Source organism: Selenobaculum gibii, from assembly GCF_030273445.1.
Taxonomy (GTDB): domain Bacteria; phylum Bacillota; class Negativicutes; order ICN-92133; family ICN-92133; genus Selenobaculum; species Selenobaculum gibii.
The window spans coordinates 2651595-2668416 of record NZ_CP120678.1 but is presented as its reverse complement, the minus strand read 5'-3'; the positions used below and the strand labels follow the sequence as shown (position 1 = coordinate 2668416).

The 16822-nt window shown below is 34.5% G+C and carries 15 protein-coding genes; 10 read left to right on the top strand and 5 right to left on the bottom strand.

All coding sequences use genetic code 11. From position 1 onward, the window contains the following. Positions 1–29: 29 nt before the first annotated feature. Both P3F81_RS12805 and P3F81_RS12800 read right to left on the bottom strand, forming a co-directional pair. On the bottom strand, positions 30–2402 hold the full coding sequence (locus P3F81_RS12805; RefSeq protein ID WP_147669403.1) for a homocysteine S-methyltransferase family protein: 2373 nt from the start codon (positions 2400–2402) through the stop codon (positions 30–32). Next, positions 2399–3079, bottom strand: a complete 681-nt coding sequence (locus P3F81_RS12800) for a vitamin B12 dependent-methionine synthase activation domain-containing protein (RefSeq protein ID WP_147669405.1) — start codon at positions 3077–3079, stop codon at positions 2399–2401. The genes P3F81_RS12805 and P3F81_RS12800 overlap by 4 nt, the downstream gene beginning before the upstream one ends. Before the next feature lie 500 nt (positions 3080–3579). Here P3F81_RS12800 and P3F81_RS12795 point away from each other — a divergent pair, with 500 nt between their 5' ends. The 7 genes from P3F81_RS12795 to P3F81_RS12765 all read left to right on the top strand — a co-directional run bounded on the left by P3F81_RS12795 (position 3580) and on the right by P3F81_RS12765 (position 9519). Beyond that, the gene (locus P3F81_RS12795; RefSeq protein ID WP_147669407.1) at positions 3580–4350 is read left to right on the top strand and encodes a ParA family protein; all 771 of its coding nucleotides are present in this window, start codon (positions 3580–3582) and stop codon (positions 4348–4350) included. Positions 4351–4417: 67 nt separating this feature from the next. Beyond that, on the top strand, positions 4418–5275 hold the full coding sequence (locus P3F81_RS12790) for a ParB/RepB/Spo0J family partition protein (RefSeq protein WP_434064773.1): 858 nt from the start codon (positions 4418–4420) through the stop codon (positions 5273–5275). A 285-nt stretch (positions 5276–5560) separates the two neighbouring features. Then, a complete protein-coding gene (hydF, locus tag P3F81_RS12785) occupies positions 5561–6799 on the top strand; it encodes a [FeFe] hydrogenase H-cluster maturation GTPase HydF (RefSeq protein WP_147669411.1) in 1239 nt (412 codons plus the stop codon). A 23-nt stretch (positions 6800–6822) separates the two neighbouring features. Next, positions 6823–7503 (top strand): DUF554 domain-containing protein, encoded by a 681-nt coding sequence (locus tag P3F81_RS12780; protein WP_147669413.1) that lies wholly within the window; start codon positions 6823–6825, stop codon positions 7501–7503. A gap of 22 nt (positions 7504–7525) precedes the next feature. Then, positions 7526–8041: a DUF4446 family protein gene (locus tag P3F81_RS12775; RefSeq protein ID WP_309320495.1), complete on the top strand. Its 516-nt coding sequence runs from the start codon at positions 7526–7528 to the stop codon at positions 8039–8041. Positions 8042–8119: 78 nt separating this feature from the next. After that, a complete protein-coding gene (locus tag P3F81_RS12770; RefSeq protein ID WP_147669415.1) occupies positions 8120–9031 on the top strand; it encodes a M23 family metallopeptidase in 912 nt (303 codons plus the stop codon). A gap of 107 nt (positions 9032–9138) precedes the next feature. Beyond that, the gene (locus P3F81_RS12765) at positions 9139–9519 is read left to right on the top strand and encodes a bactofilin family protein (protein WP_147669417.1); all 381 of its coding nucleotides are present in this window, start codon (positions 9139–9141) and stop codon (positions 9517–9519) included. A gap of 67 nt (positions 9520–9586) precedes the next feature. Here P3F81_RS12765 and P3F81_RS12760 read toward each other — a convergent pair whose 3' ends face one another. After that, positions 9587–11131, bottom strand: coding sequence for a [FeFe] hydrogenase, group A (locus P3F81_RS12760; RefSeq protein WP_147669419.1), 1545 nt, complete (start codon positions 11129–11131; stop codon positions 9587–9589). Positions 11132–11450: 319 nt separating this feature from the next. Then, positions 11451–11852, bottom strand: a complete 402-nt coding sequence (locus P3F81_RS12755) for a PTS sugar transporter subunit IIA (protein ID WP_177504643.1) — start codon at positions 11850–11852, stop codon at positions 11451–11453. A 188-nt stretch (positions 11853–12040) separates the two neighbouring features. Here P3F81_RS12755 and P3F81_RS12750 point away from each other — a divergent pair, with 188 nt between their 5' ends. The 3 genes from P3F81_RS12750 to yjeH all read left to right on the top strand — a co-directional run bounded on the left by P3F81_RS12750 (position 12041) and on the right by yjeH (position 15890). After that, positions 12041–12802, top strand: a complete 762-nt coding sequence (locus P3F81_RS12750) for a DeoR/GlpR family DNA-binding transcription regulator (protein ID WP_147669423.1) — start codon at positions 12041–12043, stop codon at positions 12800–12802. Between the two features lie 797 nt (positions 12803–13599). Continuing rightward, positions 13600–14619 carry a radical SAM protein gene (locus P3F81_RS12745; RefSeq protein ID WP_147669425.1) on the top strand — a complete coding sequence of 340 codons (1020 nt, stop codon included), beginning with the start codon at positions 13600–13602 and terminating at the stop codon, positions 14617–14619. Beyond that, positions 14607–15890, top strand: coding sequence for an L-methionine/branched-chain amino acid transporter (gene yjeH, locus P3F81_RS12740; protein ID WP_147669427.1), 1284 nt, complete (start codon positions 14607–14609; stop codon positions 15888–15890). The genes P3F81_RS12745 and yjeH overlap by 13 nt, the downstream gene beginning before the upstream one ends. Positions 15891–16113: 223 nt before the next feature. On the opposite strand, the gene yyaC is transcribed toward yjeH, so the two are convergent. Then, the gene (gene yyaC / locus P3F81_RS12735) at positions 16114–16683 is read right to left on the bottom strand and encodes a spore protease YyaC (RefSeq protein ID WP_309320494.1); all 570 of its coding nucleotides are present in this window, start codon (positions 16681–16683) and stop codon (positions 16114–16116) included. Between the last annotated feature and the right edge of the window lie 139 nt (positions 16684–16822).

Below are 16822 nucleotides of genomic sequence, written 5' to 3'. Positions count from 1 at the left end.
GATTAGGGTTATTTGATTTGTTCAAATCTTTATTTTTTTACAATTTCTTTTGCTAAATTTACGGCAATGACACCATCTTTTGCATAGCAATCAGCGCCGCAGGCATCTGCATACTCTTGCGTAAGTACTGCACCGCCAACCATAACTTTTGCTGTACTTCCCGCTTCTTTTAGTTGGGTAATGACATGATCAATCTGTGTCATTGTTGTTGTCATTAATGCGCAGAGTCCTACAATGTCTGCATCTTCTTTAATTGCTGTTTCAACAATCATTTGGGCATCAATATCTTTACCTAAATCAACAACTTTAAATCCGTTGTTTTCCATTAGAGCCCCAACAATATTTTTTCCTAAATCATGAATGTCACCTTTTACTGTTGCGAGAACTACAGTTCCATTATTTGTAATTTCTTGTTCGGGCAACAATTCTTTAATTTTAATAAAGGCAGCGCGCATTGCTTCAGCGGATAAAAGAACTTGGGGTAAGAAGAGTTTGCCGCAGCCAAATCCTTTACCTACTTCGTTCATCGCTGCAGTAAGACATTCCTCAGTAATTTTTACTGAGGAATGCCCTTCATTTAAGGCTTGTTCTACTAGAGTAGTAACGGCTTCTTTTTCGCCGTTGATGACAGCAATACGAAGTGCTGTTAAGGAATCCATTTCACTTATTGGTGCGCTTGCTACTGTTTTTGGGGCATTGATATTAGCTGTAAGGCAGCTATAATTACGTCCGTTTTTATCATGCCCTAAAAGAGCAAGTGAGGAGAGTAGTACCTCTTTCATCGCTTGATCATAAGGATTCATAATTGGGGCATCTAGTCCCGAAGCTAAACTCATCGCAAAGAAGGTACTGTTTATTAATGGCCTATTTGGTAATCCATAGGATATATTACTTAACCCCATTGTGGAAGGATAGCCAAAATATTTACGGTAGAGTTGAAGTGTATGGAGCGTTTCTTTACACGCATCTTCATCTGCGGCAACTGTCATAACTAAAGCATCCAGAAGAAAATCATGATCTTTTAAACCAGCCTTTTTTGCATGAGCAATAATTGTTTTCATCACTTCAATGCGCTGGGCTGCTGTTTTTGGAACGCCTTTCTCGGAAAGTGGGAGACAGAGAATGGCAGCACCATATTTTTTAGCGAGTGGCAAGAATTCCGCTAACCGTTCAGGTTCAGCGCTTACTGAATTAATTAATGCACGTCCAGGATAAGCTTTTAAACCTGCTTCTAATGCTTTCGTATCACTCGTATCTATTGCAAGTGGCACGGGTACAAGTTGTGAAATTTCTGTGATTGCTTTTTGCATTGCTGCTGCTTGGTCAATCCCACCAACGCCCATATTGACATCAAGAACATCGGCACCTGCTTGTACTTGCTCCAGTGCTTCTTTTTTCACTGACATAAAGTTTCCTTCTTTTATGTCAGCGGCGAGTTTCTTTCTTCCTGTTGGATTAATTCTTTCACCTAAAAGAACTGTTGGAAAATCTTTATCAATAAAAACAGTTTTGCTGCGACTGGTTAAAGCAAGTGTAGATTTTCGTTTTAGTCTAACTGCTGGCTTTAAATTTTGAACTGCTTGTTTAATTGCGGCAATATGCTTTGGCGTTGTACCGCAACAACCACCAATATAGGTTGCGCCTGCTTCCACCAGTTTTGGAATCCATACTCCAAATTCTTCTGCGCTCATAGGGAAAACTGTTTTGCCATTTACTAAATGTGGCATACCCGCATTCGGCTGAATACTGATTGGGCAATCACAATTTTCAGCCAAAATTTTAAGAATAGGGAGCAATTGCGCAGGCCCAAGCGAGCAATTTACACCAATAATATCAGCACCCATGGCTTCTAGCGTAATTGCCGCTGTCTGAGGATCTGTCCCCGTTACTGTACGACCATCTTCGCTAAAAGACAGCTGGCAGATGACAGGTTTATCTGTTGCAGCTTTGGCTGCGAGTAAGGCAGCGCGCATTTCCTGAATATCAATAATTGTTTCAATTAGAATCATATCGACTCCAGCAGTAGATAATGCTGAAATTTGTTCAAAAAATACGTCATAAGCCTCATCAAAGCTAAGTTCACCAAGTGGCTCAATAAATTTTCCCGTAGACCCTACAGAGCCAGCAATTTTTACTGTATTGCCGGCTGCAGCTTTGGCAGCTTTAACAGCAGCAGTATTTAGCGCAACGACTTGATCGGATAATTTATAGTGGGATAATTTAATTCGATTTGCTCCAAAGCTATTTGTTTCAATGATTGTTGAACCATGTGAGATATATTCTTTATGAACATTGGTTACGATTTCAGGTTTTTTAATATTTAATAATTCTGGACATTCCCCAGGTTGTAATCCGGCAGACTGGAGCATTGTCCCCATAGCGCCGTCAAAAATATGAATCATATAAATAAAGACTCCTTTCGTGCTAAACAATCTACTTTATTGCATTGTTCGCAATCAGTTTTTAATCGTTGTATCGCTTTCTCTGTTTTAGAGGTCAATCCAATAATTGCAGTAATAGATTTACGCGGCATTAACATATAGCTATCTGTTAATGAAATATCAATAGCTTTTGCTTCTGCTAAACGAAGCATTTGTGGTTGGAATTTTATATCCCAATCTCCATATCCAGGACTAAATCGTGTTTTCATATGGTAGCCTTGGGGAGCAACAATCGTTAGCATTGCTTTTTCCATTTGGTCAGCCGTCATTTCAACTGCTGTTGTGGCTGCTGCATCTAATAATAAGGAAAATGAATACTCTCCTAATTTAAAATAATTAGTAATTTTATGTTCAATTTCTTCGCCAATTGTAGCCGCAAGAACAATGACTTTATCACAATCAGCTAAATGTTTTTGAATAGAATTTCCTTCGATTTGAAATGATTTCTCTGTTTTAATCTCATGTGTACAAGAATTATAATCATAGATTTGCCAAACGCCTTTTGGAACAGATAATAATTGTGCTTCTACACAGGCTTTTTTTATGAGTTGTTCGTCAAATGTAGTCTTATTTAATCCCGCATAACGTTTTGTTTCCATTTCATCAATAGAGGTTAAAGCAGCATTGTAGATTGGCAAAATGAGCACCTCACTTTAATAGTCTTCTAGAACATTTTCTTTCCATTAAATAAGTATCGTTAACAAAACTTTAATTTCTATGAAGTGAAAAATAAAATATATATACCAAATAGACTGGGTAATTAGCATTCTTATATTCATTTATCCAATGATTAATCTGACCCTCTGACGAAATAATCAATTCATACAAAATCAAAAATTTTAATTCATGGCTTTAGATACTCTCAACTTCTACACGCGCGAGTTATAGCCATGGAACATAGATGAATAACTAAGCGCCTGAAGACAGTTAAAATTCAGATGAACTAAAATATTCATCTGCTTGGATCTACTTTATTGTTGAATGTAATTATTTTAACATAAAAAGAAGATATTTTACTATATATTTTGTAAGTTTGTAAACAATCTAAAGTTTTCAAGAAATAATGTAATGATATCTGTTAATAAATTGCAGGAATATGAATGAACTTGTGGAATGAAATAGTTTAAAAGAAAAAGAGGTGAATCAAGTGGTAAAAGTAATTGCAATTGCAAATCAAAAAGGTGGCGTCGGCAAAACTACTACTTCAGTAAATTTAAGTGCATGTTTATCATCGCTAGAAAAAAAAGTTTTATTAGTAGATATTGATCCACAAGGAAATGCAACGAGTGGGTTTGGGATAGATAAATCTAAAATAAAAAAATCCATGTATGATATTTTAGTAAATGATGTACCTGTAGAAAATGTAATTATGCGCACGGATATAGAAAATTTAAAAATTATTCCAGCGACCATTCAACTTGCAGGGGCGGAAATCGAATTGGTATCTGTGATGTCTAGAGAAACAAAATTGAAACGGATGATTGATAAAATAAAATATGATTATGATTATGTGATTATTGATTGTCCACCATCTTTAGGGTTATTAACAATTAATTCGTTAACGGCAGCTAGTTCTGTGCTTGTGCCAATTCAATGTGAGTTTTATGCTTTAGAGGGATTATCACAATTAATGAATACGGTTGCTTTGGTGCAAAAAAACTTAAATCCAATTCTTGAATTAGAAGGTGTGGTTCTCACTATGTTCGATTCAAGAACAAATTTATCTATTCAAGTTGTAGATGAGGTAAAAAATCACTTTAGTCATAAAGTATATCGAACGATGATTCCGAGAAATGTACGATTAAGTGAAGCTCCGAGTCATGGGCAACCGATTATTTTATATGATCCAAAGTCAAAAGGATCAGAAATGTATTTAGAATTGGCCAAAGAGGTGATTGGTGATGAATAAACAAACACGTGGCTTAGGTAGAGGTTTAGATGCATTACTTAGAACGACTGAAACAGATTATGAAAAAATGGAAAAGGAAGCAGGCGAAAAAATTCGTATTTTAAATGTAGATGAAATTGTAGCCAATAAATTTCAACCTAGGGTAGAATTTAATGATGATGCGTTAGAAGATTTAATGGAATCAATTAAACAATTTGGAGTATTACAGCCAATCCTAGTGAGAAGGCTAAATAAAGAATATGAATTAATCGCTGGTGAACGTCGATTAAGGGCTTCCAAATTAGCAGGTTTAGACACAATCCCAGCAATTATCCGTGAATATACTGATACAGAAATAACGGCGATTGCTTTAATTGAAAATTTACAACGTGAAGATTTAACAGCGATAGAAGAGGCACTTGCTTATAGCAAGCTTTTAACTGAGTTTGGGTTAACTCAAGAAGAACTAGCACAAAAGGTAGGACGAAGTCGCTCACATATTGCAAATTTTATCCGATTATTAAATCTTCCAAGCAAAATTCAACAATATGTTTCACGTGGAACATTAAGTATGGGGCAAGTTAGACCATTAATTAGTATTGAAGATGAAAAACTTCAATTAGATACTGCAGAGTATATTATTTCTGAAGAATTATCTGCAAGAGCAGTAGAGGATTTTGTGCGCAAATTATTAGCGACTTCTCAAAGTGAAGAAATAAAGGAAGATAAAGAACAAATAACTCCTAAAAAAGAATTATTTGTCATGGAAGCAGAAGATAAACTGAAAATGCTTTTGGGTACACAAGTAAAAATAAAACCTGGCAAAGGTAAAAGCAAAATTGAAATTGAATTTTATTCAACGGACGATTTAGATAGAATTATTGAAACTTTAACAGAAACAACGAAATCAAAGGTAGTAAACTCTATCGAAAAGTTATCTGTATGATTATAGCGAAATAAATGTTTCACGTGAAACATTTGTCAAATTATAAATAAGGTTGTTTCAGTAAACTTTTTCACTTTTAATACATAAGAACTTATAATTTTGGAGATCATGAGACCTTTACTTCTATAAAAAAGGAGAGAAAATAGAAAAATACAATTTTGTATAAATTGTGTTTTTCGCTAAAAAGCAGATGCGGCGTCAGATAAAAGGTTAGCATAAGAATGTATATTTTGCATAATTTTTTTGGTAGAGGCCATTGGGTAAGATTTAAAAGAGGTGAATTTTATGCAGACCGTACCTAAAGCAAATCGGATTCATATTGCGATTTTTGGTAAACGAAATGCAGGAAAATCCAGTTTGATTAACGCGTTAACAAAACAATCTGTTGCTTTAGTATCGGATATTGCTGGAACGACGACTGATCCAGTATATAAAGCAATGGAAATATTACCGCTTGGACCAGTGATGATTATTGATACTGCTGGTTTAGATGACGAAGGAACATTAGGAAAGTTAAGGATTGAAAAAACACTAGAAGTTTTGAATAAGACAGATTTAGCTATCATTGTTATTGATGGGACAGGTGGAGTCAGTACCTTCGATAGAGAAATTGTTAATGAAGTTAAAAAAAGAAAAATACCAGTCGTTGGGGTAATTAATAAGATTGATCACTTAAAAACAAGTGAAAAGCTTGTACAACAATCTGAAGAAACTCTTCAAATTGATGTAGTCGGTGTAAGTACGGTTACTGGCCATGGAATAGAATTATTAAAAGGATTGATGATAAAAAATGCTCCACAAGATTGGGAAGAAAAAGCGATTGTTGGAGACTTAATCAATGCGAAAGATCATATTGTCCTTGTAGTACCAATTGACAATGCTGCACCTAAAGGACGTTTAATCCTGCCTCAGGTTCAAGTTATACGAGATATTCTTGATTATGAAGGAATGTGCTCCATAGTAAAGGAAACAGAGTTAGAAGAATTTCTAAATAGATTGAAACAAAAGCCATTTATGGTTATTACTGACTCACAAGCTTTTGCTAAAGTTGCAGCGATTACTCCCTTAGATATTCATCTAACATCTTTTTCAATGTTATTTGCTAGATATAAAGGCGATTTAAATTCTTATCTGAAAGGTGTTAAAGCAATTGGAAGTCTTGTACCAGGTGATAAGGTGTTAATTGCTGAAGGGTGTACGCATCATCGTCAATCCGATGATATTGGTACGGTAAAAATACCTCGTTGGCTAAATGAAAAAGTCGGTGGAAGTTTAGATTATGAATGGGCTTCTGGTGGTGGTTTTCCTAAAGATTTGACAAAGTATAAATTAATTATTCACTGTGGAGCTTGCATGTTGAATCGTCGTGAGGTATTATATCGTTTGAGTAATGCAGGTGAAGAAAAAATTCCTGTGATTAACTATGGAATTCTAATTGCTTATTTAAATGGAATTTTGTATAGAACATTAGCTCCTTTCCCAGAAGCAAATGCGTTACTTAAAAAAATAAAGAAAGAGAACTGAGATATTCAGTAAAGGCAATTTATATGAATGGAAGTCTTACTAATTTTTTGGCAATTGTTATTGGCTCAGGAATAGGACTATTCATTAAACGAGGAATACCTGAACGTTATAAAGAGACCGTTATGCAATCATTGGGAATAGCTGTGGGGATTATTGGGCTAAAAATGGCACTTAGTAGTGAAAATATGATTCTTGTCATTTTAAGCATTGCCATTGGGGCAGTATGTGGTGAGTGTTTAAAAATTCAACAAGCTTTAGATCATTTTGGCGCTGCACTTACCCATAGACTTGGGGATAGATACGGTGATGTTGGAAGAGGCTTTGTAACGGCAACGCTTGTTTTTTGTATAGGCGCGATGGCAATTGTCGGTTCTATTCAAGAGGGAATTAACGGCGATTCTAGCATTTTATATGCAAAGTCAATGCTTGATGGAATTATTGCCATTGTATTTGCAGCAGCTATGGGAATTGGTGTCGCTTTCGCAGCTATTCCAGTACTTTTTTATCAGGGCATGATTACAATTTGTGCAAGTGTCTCTGGCGAAGCTATTTCACAATCAGCAATTACAGAGCTTACAGCAGTTGGAGGAATTTTAATTATTGGCATTAGCTTAAATATGTTGGAATTAAAATTGATTCGGGTTGCTAACTTATTGCCAAGCATACCAATTGTTATTTTATTTGTTATGATGGATTTAATTTAATTGTAGGTTAGGAGTTTGAAAAATGAATATGGATTTGAATTTAGAAGGCGTTTCGGCATTTATCCTTAATAATGTCCATTATGTGTTACTTATTATGACGGTCTTAATTTTTATTGCTTTAATTGTTTTTATTAATATCAATATTAAATTAACAAAAATGAATAAGCGTTATCGAAAATTAATGATGGGTATGGATGGTTGCAATATTGAACGATTACTTATGGGACATATTGATGAAGTGCGTGATACAGTGCAAAAGGTAGAAGCATTAGAAGCTGAATATAAAAGAGTGGATGCAATGAATCAGAAAGCTGTGCAAAAAGTTGGTGTAGTCCGCTTTAGTCCATTTGAGGAAATTGGCAGTGATTTAAGTTTTGCAGTCGCTTTTTTAGATTACCATAATGATGGTGTCGTATTTTCAAGTATATTTGGACGTGATGAATCACGTTGCTATGCAAAACCAATTAAAAATGGCGAATCTACATATGTACTAACGGAAGAAGAAAAACAAGCACTTTCTGAAGCAATGAAAAAATAGAAGTTTTGGCAGGATTTTTAGAATTTATGGCGAATGTGATTAATCATGAATAAATACAATAAGTTGGGGAGGACTTTTATGCATAAAAAAGTACACAAACCCGACAACAGAGAATATACTCTAAAAATTATTCCGCACCAAGGTGAAACTGTACGAAGTATCCGGCTACCGATTCGTACAATAAAATATGGTGCGGCTGCTATTTGTTTAGGGGTGACTTTGTTTGTGGGAGCTCTTGGGTACTCCACGTACAATGCAAGCCTTGTTGAAAAGGATAAGGCAGAGTTAACGCAATTACGTGAAGTCAATGGTCTTCAGCAAGCACAATTATTGCAGCTTTCAAAGAAGACAGCTGAATTACAAGAGGATATGGAAAAATTAAATGAATTGGAAGTAGAAATACGCCAATTGACATCAATTGAAAGTAATGAAGTATCACGTTCTGGAGTGACTAGACTTGGGGCGGTGCATGAAGGACAAGGTGGCCCGTCAATTACTCCAAATATTGAAAATGTAAATGAAACATTAGATGATTTAATTGGTAGTGCAAAAATTCGTCAACAAAGTTTGGAAGACTTAAAAGGGAAAATTAAGGATAAGAAAGCACAAATGGCAATAACTCCATCTATATGGCCTGCTAGCGGTGATGTTAGTTCGCGCTATGGACTAAGATGGAACGGCAGTGACTTTCATCCTGGTATAGATATTGCGAATGATATTGGTACACCAATCGTAGCTGCTGCGGATGGTGTTGTTGTTGATAGTGGTTGGAATTCTGGCGGATATGGCTATATGGTTGACCTTGATCATGGAAATGGAATTGTAACTAGGTATGCGCATAATTCTCGTAATGCAGTGAGCGTGGGGCAGGTTGTAAAAAAAGGTCAGCTTATTGCGTATATGGGTAGTACTGGCTTTAGCACAGGACCGCATGTTCATTACGAAGTCCGTGTAAATGGCAAGGCGGTAAATCCGGATCGCTTTTTATAAATTTAAATAAGCGTTCTTAGTTAATCAGTATGAATTCCATAAAAGCATGCAGATATTTTAACTGTGTTAAGGCATCGGATAATCGAAGTGAAAGGCTGCGTGAATATATGTTTAAACTAGGCAAAAATAATGATAATAGTTTTTCGAGTGATATAGAGACAGTTATCGGGAAAAATACTCAAATCAAAGGGTCTATTCATGGGTCAGGAAATATGCGTGTGGATGGGATGGTCGAAGGCGAGATTTCTATTACAGGCGAAATTGTAGTTGGCGATGCTGGTCGAGTAATTGGTAATATTAGTGGGCGCAGTGTTCTTATTTCTGGTGAAGTAACTGGAAACATTAGTGCTGAAAGTAAACTTGAAATTATGCCAAACGGTAAGCTATATGGTGATGTAAATGCAAGCGTACTTAGTATAGCTGAAGGTGCGGTATTTAGAGGTCAAAGTAATATGGAGCCTAGACCTATTACAAATGAAGAAGAATAGTATAGTAAATAAATAAAAAAGGCAATATCAATTCAATTTGATATTGCCTTTTTTATTTCAACTATAATCAATGTTTTACTTCTTCGAATAAATCTTTTGGCACGCCACATAAAGGACAGGTGAAATCATCGGGAATTTCACCCTCATGGATATAGCCACAGATGGTACAACGATACTGTTTAGTGCTCGTTGCTAAATTAGCTGGCTTAGCTTCTACGGAAGTTTTAGCTTTTATTATTCCTAATGGGCCTAAGTCATTGCTGCGATCCAGGTAAGTTGTATGTAGTAGTTTTTCTGCTAGTTCACTAAGTGGGGCATGATAAAAGTCAGTGTAAGTTTTTTTTATCTCTGGATTTTCATGACTAAAGCGTAGTGTCATATGATGGTCTTTATGATATAAAGACTTAATTCTCGCATTGCGGATTTCATCTGTTATGGGATTTGCTTTTGGCTGTCCGCCGCCACCGATACAACCGCCGCGACATGTCATTACCTCAACAAAATCATATTGTTTCTCCCCAGCTTGCCAAGCCTCAATCAGCTGTCGAACATTTTCTGTTCCATGGACAATTGCGAGTTTTAATGGGATATGATCAATAGTAACGGTTGCTTCGCGAATACCATCCATACCTCGAACGGACTGAAGTGTCATAAAATCGCTAGGTGGATTTTCACCTGTAATTAAATAATAGGCCGTCCGCGCAGCTGCTTCCATTACGCCGCCGGTATTACCGAAAATTACACCGGAACCAGACGCTACCCCCATAAATTCATCATAGTCAGAATCCATTAAAGCATTGAAATCAATACCTTCTTCTCTTAGCCATTGTGCTAGTTCACGCGTTGTAATGACATAATCCATATCATGAAGCTCCGGTTCATTTAAGTAATTTGCAGATGCAATCATTTCTGAACGGCGTATTTCAAATTTTTTGGCAGTACAAGGGGTTACTGCAACATTTACAATTTTTTTGCTGTCTAAATGATTTAGCTGAGCAAAAAAGGTTTTAATTGTCGGGCCTTGCATTCCAATTGGACTTTTGGCTGAGGAAATATGGGGAAGAATTTGAGGGTAAAAGGTTTCAGCAAATTTTACCCATGCAGGGCAGCAACTTGTAAATTGAGGGAGTGGCTTATTCTTTTTGGTGATGCGTTCAACGAGTTCGCTAGCTTCCTCCATAATAGTTAAATCGGCAGAAAAATTGGTGTCTAATACAAAATCAGCACCGAGCAGGCGTAAAGCTGTAACCATTTTTCCTTCGACAAAACTGCCAGCGGGTAGATTGAATTCTTCGCCTAATCCGACACGGACAGAAGGTGAGGTACTAAAGATAACAATTTTATCAGGATCTTGAATTTCTTTGCGTACAAAATCAAATTCTTTTCGTTCTGTAATTGCATTTACAGGACAAATATTTGCACATTGACCGCAATGGATGCAGATAGCCATATCATTTGTACTCGTTAAGTCGTATAAACGTCCTACAGCAATTTCATTTTTACATACTTGTAGACATTGTCCGCATTTAATACATAAATCATTATTACGAATGATAGCTGGATTGTCGGCTTCGATAGGAATTCTTAAATTAGCGAATTCATGTTTAGTCATAAAAACCTCCTGGACTTAATTAATAGTAATTATTTTTGGATAATTAATTCATCGAATTAATCATAACGCTAAATTTGGAAAGTTTCAATAGAAAAGAGCATAGATAGAAAATAAAAAGGTATATTTAGAACATTCTATACTAATTAAATTTTTTCTAGCAATCAAATAAAGCAGGCTGACGGTATCTCAATACTACTGTCAGCCTGCTTTATTTAAGAGCAAATTTGTTGATAAAATAAAGGTGGAAATTTAAAAAGTGAGGGTTATATTCATAGGGAACAAGTGAGCAGTTAGTTTTTCGAATTAATTCTATGTTACTTTAGATAGCGACTTCTTTGTCATAAATAAAAATTCCATGATTTTTAGAGTCCGGTGTCTGGTAAAGTGATTTTATTGAGCATATGTTCCACTGGTCCTTTAAACCGTAAAGTTTAAAGGTCATTGGCAGACTCATGCCGGTGATTATTACACTACGGTGCAAAAGTTTTAATTCTTGTAATAAATAAGCAGTTTCATTAAAAGCCGTGCTCCCATATAAATCACAAAGAATTAAAAATTCTTCGGAGGTGCTTAATAAATAATTTTTAATTTTTTTAATAAAGTCATTCGTTGATAAAGAGGCTAAATGAATAAAATCAATTTCGGGATTGGTATAAAAATTTTTCATTGCTTCATACATCTCCTCTGCAAGGGTACTGTTTGAGATTAGTAGAAATTTCATTTTTATCACTCCTATCATAAGGTATTGTACGGTATTACTATGTCTGTATCATAAAATTTTTACCATCTTCTCACAAGATGAAATGTTAAAAAAATAACAAAAAATCCAATAAAAATAACATAAAATGTGGTTTTTACATGATATAATATGAAAAAATAACATGAAAATAACATTTGGAGGGGTGAGTTATGAAGGCAATAGAACGGCGCCAAGAAATATTGAAATTATTGGAAACGATGCGTTCGCTTACAATTAAAGAGCTTGCTGAAAAGTTAGAGGTATCGACGATGACAATTCGGAGAGACTTAAATATTTTTTCTCAACAAGGTTTGATTACGTTAACGCATGGAAGCGCAGTTTTAAATAGTGGAGGGGCATTTTTTTATAACCAACGATTTCGCAAAAAAAAATTGCAGCCAGAGAAAAGTCGCATTGGTCAATATTGCGCAAGTTTAGTAAAAGAAGGATCTTCAATATTTATTGATTGTGGGTCGACAACGGAGGAAATTGCAGGGCATTTAATAGATCGAAAAAATATTGTTGTTTTAACTGACTCTTTGCCAGCTGCAAATATTTTAAGTGCAGCTAAAGAGGTAAAGTTATTAATTGCGCCAGGGGAATATGTTGAAAGTATCAATGGATTTATTGGCGAATTAACGAACGAGTTTATTCGGCGTTTTACAGTAGATATTTTATTTTTGGCTGGAACCGGAGTGCATAGTAAAAGTGGTGTAACAACTGCTAGTATTGTAGATGCCGAAACAAAACGTGCTTTGGTGGGGCAGGCTCGAAAAGTTGTCTTAGCTATGGACCATACAAAAATACAAATAAATTCACTTGTTACCGTTGCCGAGCTATCAAGGCTAGATATGATCGTGACGAATAAAGAGGCAGATCCTAAATTACTTGAACATTTACGTGGGCATGGCGTGGAAATTATTTTAGTGTAAAATTCATTTATTATTGACTCGGTATTATACTTTGAAACACTGAGAAATATTGATTTTAAAAAAGTTGAAAATCAGTTTGTGTAGTTTGCTAAAGAAAAAGATAGCTCTGGGTTATGTAATCCGTAGTTGTCTAATATCGGGGTTTTGTCTAGTGATGAAATTTATCTAGGCGGTATTGAAATAGAAGATTATTATATGCTTGGCATCGGAGGCTATTCCCTGGATTTATGCTAACAATCAGTACTTATAATGACACATTGACATTGTCAGTGAATTTTTTTCAATCAACCATAGATAAGAATATCGTGGGAAAAATTATAGATTTAATAGTATTAAATATGGAAGCTTGTGTGGAATCTGATAATAGTTATCTATAAATTTATATTTTTTTGTTTGCAAAATAAGAGGCGTGTGAACAATGGCATATTTTTTGTAGTCTATGATATATAAAGAAAAGTATAAATTTCGTTCAATAAAGAGAGCTAAAATAAATGTTGCTATTTTGATGAAAATCAAATAGCAACATTTATTTTTTACTTTAGAAAGATATAATAAATTTCTATTAAAATGAGCATTATTTTAAAATATTTAGGGAAAATTAATCTGCCTGCTTTAAAGAAAATACAATATTTTGCAAAAACATAATTTATATATTTTAAAAACACAATTCATATGTTAATTTTGTAAAAAAATAAAAAAGTATACATAAAAGGAAGGAAAGTAAAAATATATGCATAATAGTAATAAAATGTAATCTGGTTTACAAGTTTACAAATTTATTATGAGGAGAATGATTTATGATTGGGTTAAAGGGAAATAAATTTACTAAAGATGAGGTATACAGTGCAATGAAAGAAGGGAAGCTTTTAACTTTACATATATTTTTAGAAAATGTATGTAATTTTAAATGCCCTTTTTGTTTAACGCAGACAAGAACTTTCACTAATGAATTAAATACTGAAGAAACGAAGCAGATCATTAGAGATGGAAAGCAACTGGGAGTAAAAACGGTATTAATCGCTGGTGCAGGAGAGCCTCTGATGGCAAAAAATTTTTGGGAGATTGTCAGCTTTATTAAAGAGCAAAATTTGAATGTAATAGTTTTTTCGAATTTAAGTTTAATTACTCATCAAATTGCTGAAAAGTTATATAAAAATGAGGTTGCTATAATAGGGAAGCTTAATAGCTTTAAAAAAGAAACTCAAGAAAAGTATATTGGTAATCTTAAAGGTGCATATGAAAAGATGCAAATGGGGCTTAAAAATTTAATAGATATTGGATATACAAGACTAAATAATAATCATGAAACAATGCTTGCATTAGAGACATCAATACTTCATGATAATGTACATGAACTATATGATTTCTGGGTTTATTGTAGAAATCACAATATGTTTCCTATTGTAGATACAATTTATTATCAAGGCAAGGCGACTGAGTCAGCATATGAAGATTATTTAGTTGATTACCCTGTTGTGAGGGATGCAGTAAAAAGAATTAACGAATTTGATAGGGAAAATGGATACACTTGGGGTTTGAAAATTCTCAATAGAAAGGGGAAAGGTGTTATTATTGGAGAGTTAGGGTTAGATTGTATAAAAATAGGAACAAATTTAAATGTTGACGTAGAGGGAAGGGTATATGATTGCTTTAATATGTCTGGAGAAGGGTATGGAAATATTCGTGAAAATAGTTTAGTTGATATTTGGAGAAAATCTAAACCTTATTGTGACGGAATTGCTTTGCATGGGTTATGTAAATGCAGAAATTATGTTGACCGAGAAGAAATAAGAAAGGAATTGGCATGTCTAATTTAAAAAAGACTTTAAATTTGTACCAAGGAATAGGAATATTAGTATCTACGTTACTTGGATCAAGCATTTTTATTATACCTGCGGTTGCGGCCACAATCGCAGGGGTTTATTCAATTATAGCTTGGGTAGTTACCATTTTATTTATGATTCCAATAGCCTTTACTTTTAGTAATTTGGGAAGTTTCTATCCACATGCGGGCGGAACTGCTTTTTTTGTGAAACAAGCTTTGGGAGATTGCTTTGAAAATTTTACTTCATGGCTGTATTTAGCCGTTATGCCGATTGGTCCTCCTGTTGTGATTATCACAGGGGCAAATTATATAGGTGCAGTGGTACAAGCAAATGATATGGAGGTCTTTTTTATTTGCGTTGGAATGGTTGTAGCAATGTTTCTTATGAATTTAATGGGATTAAAATTCGCTGGAAGTATTCAAAGTATAATATCGATAATAATCGTTGGAATTTTACTTGGAATAATCGTTTTGGCATTAGGAAAACAATCGGAGTTATTTTTTGATTTTGTTAATTTTAATATAACAGCAAATGCTGATACTATGCTAAATATTAGTAGAGCGATTACTATTGTATTTTGGTGTTTTGTAGGTTTAGAAGCTATCGTACATCTTTCTTCCGAATTTAAAGACATAAAAAAAGACTTTCCTAAAACAATTTTTATCAGCATGGCTATAGTTGGTGGATTATGTGTCTTAATTAGTTTGATAGTTCTAAAATATAAGGCATATGGAACTGAGCAAATAGATGCGAATTATATGGTGTTCTTATTAAAGTATTTATTGGGAAATTCTAGTGTTATTTTTATTGGCATTATAGGATTTTTTAGTTGTTTTACAACGGTAAATCTTTATATTTTAAGCTTTTCACGGATGATTTACAGTATGGGGGAAAGTGGAATTATTTCTTCTTTTTTTTCAAAAGTAACGAATCGGGGCATTCCGTTAAATGCATTGATTCCTTGCTACTTATGTGTCCTTGCAACAATTGTTTTGAAATATTCAGTCGGAATCAAACTGGAAAGTTTAATTTTATATGCAAATGGAATTTTTGTAGCACTTTATTTACTTGCTTCAATTTCAGGAGTAATTTTACTAAGCGGAATAAAACGGTTTTTAGCAATTACTTCAACTATATTTTGTATGTTTATATATTTTTCGTTAGGTTATCAGATTCTGTACTCTTTAGTTATCATCATTTTAGCTTTCTTTTACGATGCAACGCGCAAAAAATATAAAGCTGTCAATTTAGTTGATGACTGACTTACTCAGCTAGCGAAATAAGCGATTCACAGGAAGGCAAAGATTTTGGTTTGTAGAGAGACCCTAGCTTTTATAAGTGAGTGTTATACTCAAAGACCACCAAATGCTAATTCTATGAATAAGGGCAATGAGGAAAAACTCCACCTGAAGCAAGTTCACTTTATCTCAAAATGAAATGACGCTATTTAGATGCTTAATGTCATCTAATAGCGTCATTTTTTTATCAAGCAAATCGATGAAGCGCAAAAGAAATGGAACGAGCGATAGTATCTGACATTTTCATTACTAAATTTAAACGTGTACTTTGCAATACAAGATGTTCCATGAATCCACCGACATTGACTATGCCGGTAATGTAAGCATCACCAATCGGTGGTAAGTCTTTTTTTACAGCGGCACCAGGTTTTACAGCGCCTTTACCAATAGAAAGATAGCCGACATTGTTTAATTGACCAAGGCATGCATCAACTGCAATGAGAAAAGGGTTTTGATTTGATTCATAAATAATTTTACTATATTCGGCTAAATTGGTTGCATGTACGGGTTCATCTAATGTTCCATACACAGGGGTTTTCAAATTTAGTTGTTTTAGTTTGCTTCCAGTGAGCGGTCCAAGTGCATCGCCGGTAGAGCGATCTGTCCCAATACAAACAAAAACGATATCCCGATTGCTGGTATAGGCTTCTTTTAAAAAAGGTGTAATTCGTTGAGCAAATTCGTATATTGCAGTTGGGGTATGTACGGATAATTTTGGTGAAGCAGTTGGGGATAGCTCTGTCATAAGATTTTGCATAATCTACTCCTATTTATATATTTGCAGCAAATAATTTATCCGCTGACTGTATCATTATTTCCTTAAAAGCAATAAATTTATACTAACTTTCATAGGTAAAAATAACCTTATGATAGTTTAGTGAAAAAAATACAAAGTA

What these genes read in the sequence shown, in the direction of transcription:
- P3F81_RS12805 (WP_147669403.1), bottom strand. Translation starts at nt 2,402, where the DNA reads ATGATTCATATTTTTGACGGCGCTATGGGGACAATGCTCCAGTCTGCC.
- P3F81_RS12790 (WP_434064773.1), top strand. Translation starts at nt 4,418, where the DNA reads ATGGAAAAGGAAGCAGGCGAAAAAATTCGTATTTTAAATGTAGATGAA.
- hydF (WP_147669411.1), top strand. Translation starts at nt 5,561, where the DNA reads ATGCAGACCGTACCTAAAGCAAATCGGATTCATATTGCGATTTTTGGT.
- P3F81_RS12780 (WP_147669413.1), top strand. Translation starts at nt 6,823, where the DNA reads ATGAATGGAAGTCTTACTAATTTTTTGGCAATTGTTATTGGCTCAGGA.
- P3F81_RS12775 (WP_309320495.1), top strand. Translation starts at nt 7,526, where the DNA reads ATGAATATGGATTTGAATTTAGAAGGCGTTTCGGCATTTATCCTTAAT.
- P3F81_RS12770 (WP_147669415.1), top strand. Translation starts at nt 8,120, where the DNA reads ATGCATAAAAAAGTACACAAACCCGACAACAGAGAATATACTCTAAAA.
- P3F81_RS12765 (WP_147669417.1), top strand. Translation starts at nt 9,139, where the DNA reads ATGTTTAAACTAGGCAAAAATAATGATAATAGTTTTTCGAGTGATATA.
- P3F81_RS12760 (WP_147669419.1), bottom strand. Translation starts at nt 11,131, where the DNA reads ATGACTAAACATGAATTCGCTAATTTAAGAATTCCTATCGAAGCCGAC.
- P3F81_RS12755 (WP_177504643.1), bottom strand. Translation starts at nt 11,852, where the DNA reads ATGAAATTTCTACTAATCTCAAACAGTACCCTTGCAGAGGAGATGTAT.
- P3F81_RS12750 (WP_147669423.1), top strand. Translation starts at nt 12,041, where the DNA reads ATGAAGGCAATAGAACGGCGCCAAGAAATATTGAAATTATTGGAAACG.
- P3F81_RS12745 (WP_147669425.1), top strand. Translation starts at nt 13,600, where the DNA reads ATGATTGGGTTAAAGGGAAATAAATTTACTAAAGATGAGGTATACAGT.
- yjeH (WP_147669427.1), top strand. Translation starts at nt 14,607, where the DNA reads ATGTCTAATTTAAAAAAGACTTTAAATTTGTACCAAGGAATAGGAATA.
- yyaC (WP_309320494.1), bottom strand. Translation starts at nt 16,683, where the DNA reads ATGCAAAATCTTATGACAGAGCTATCCCCAACTGCTTCACCAAAATTA.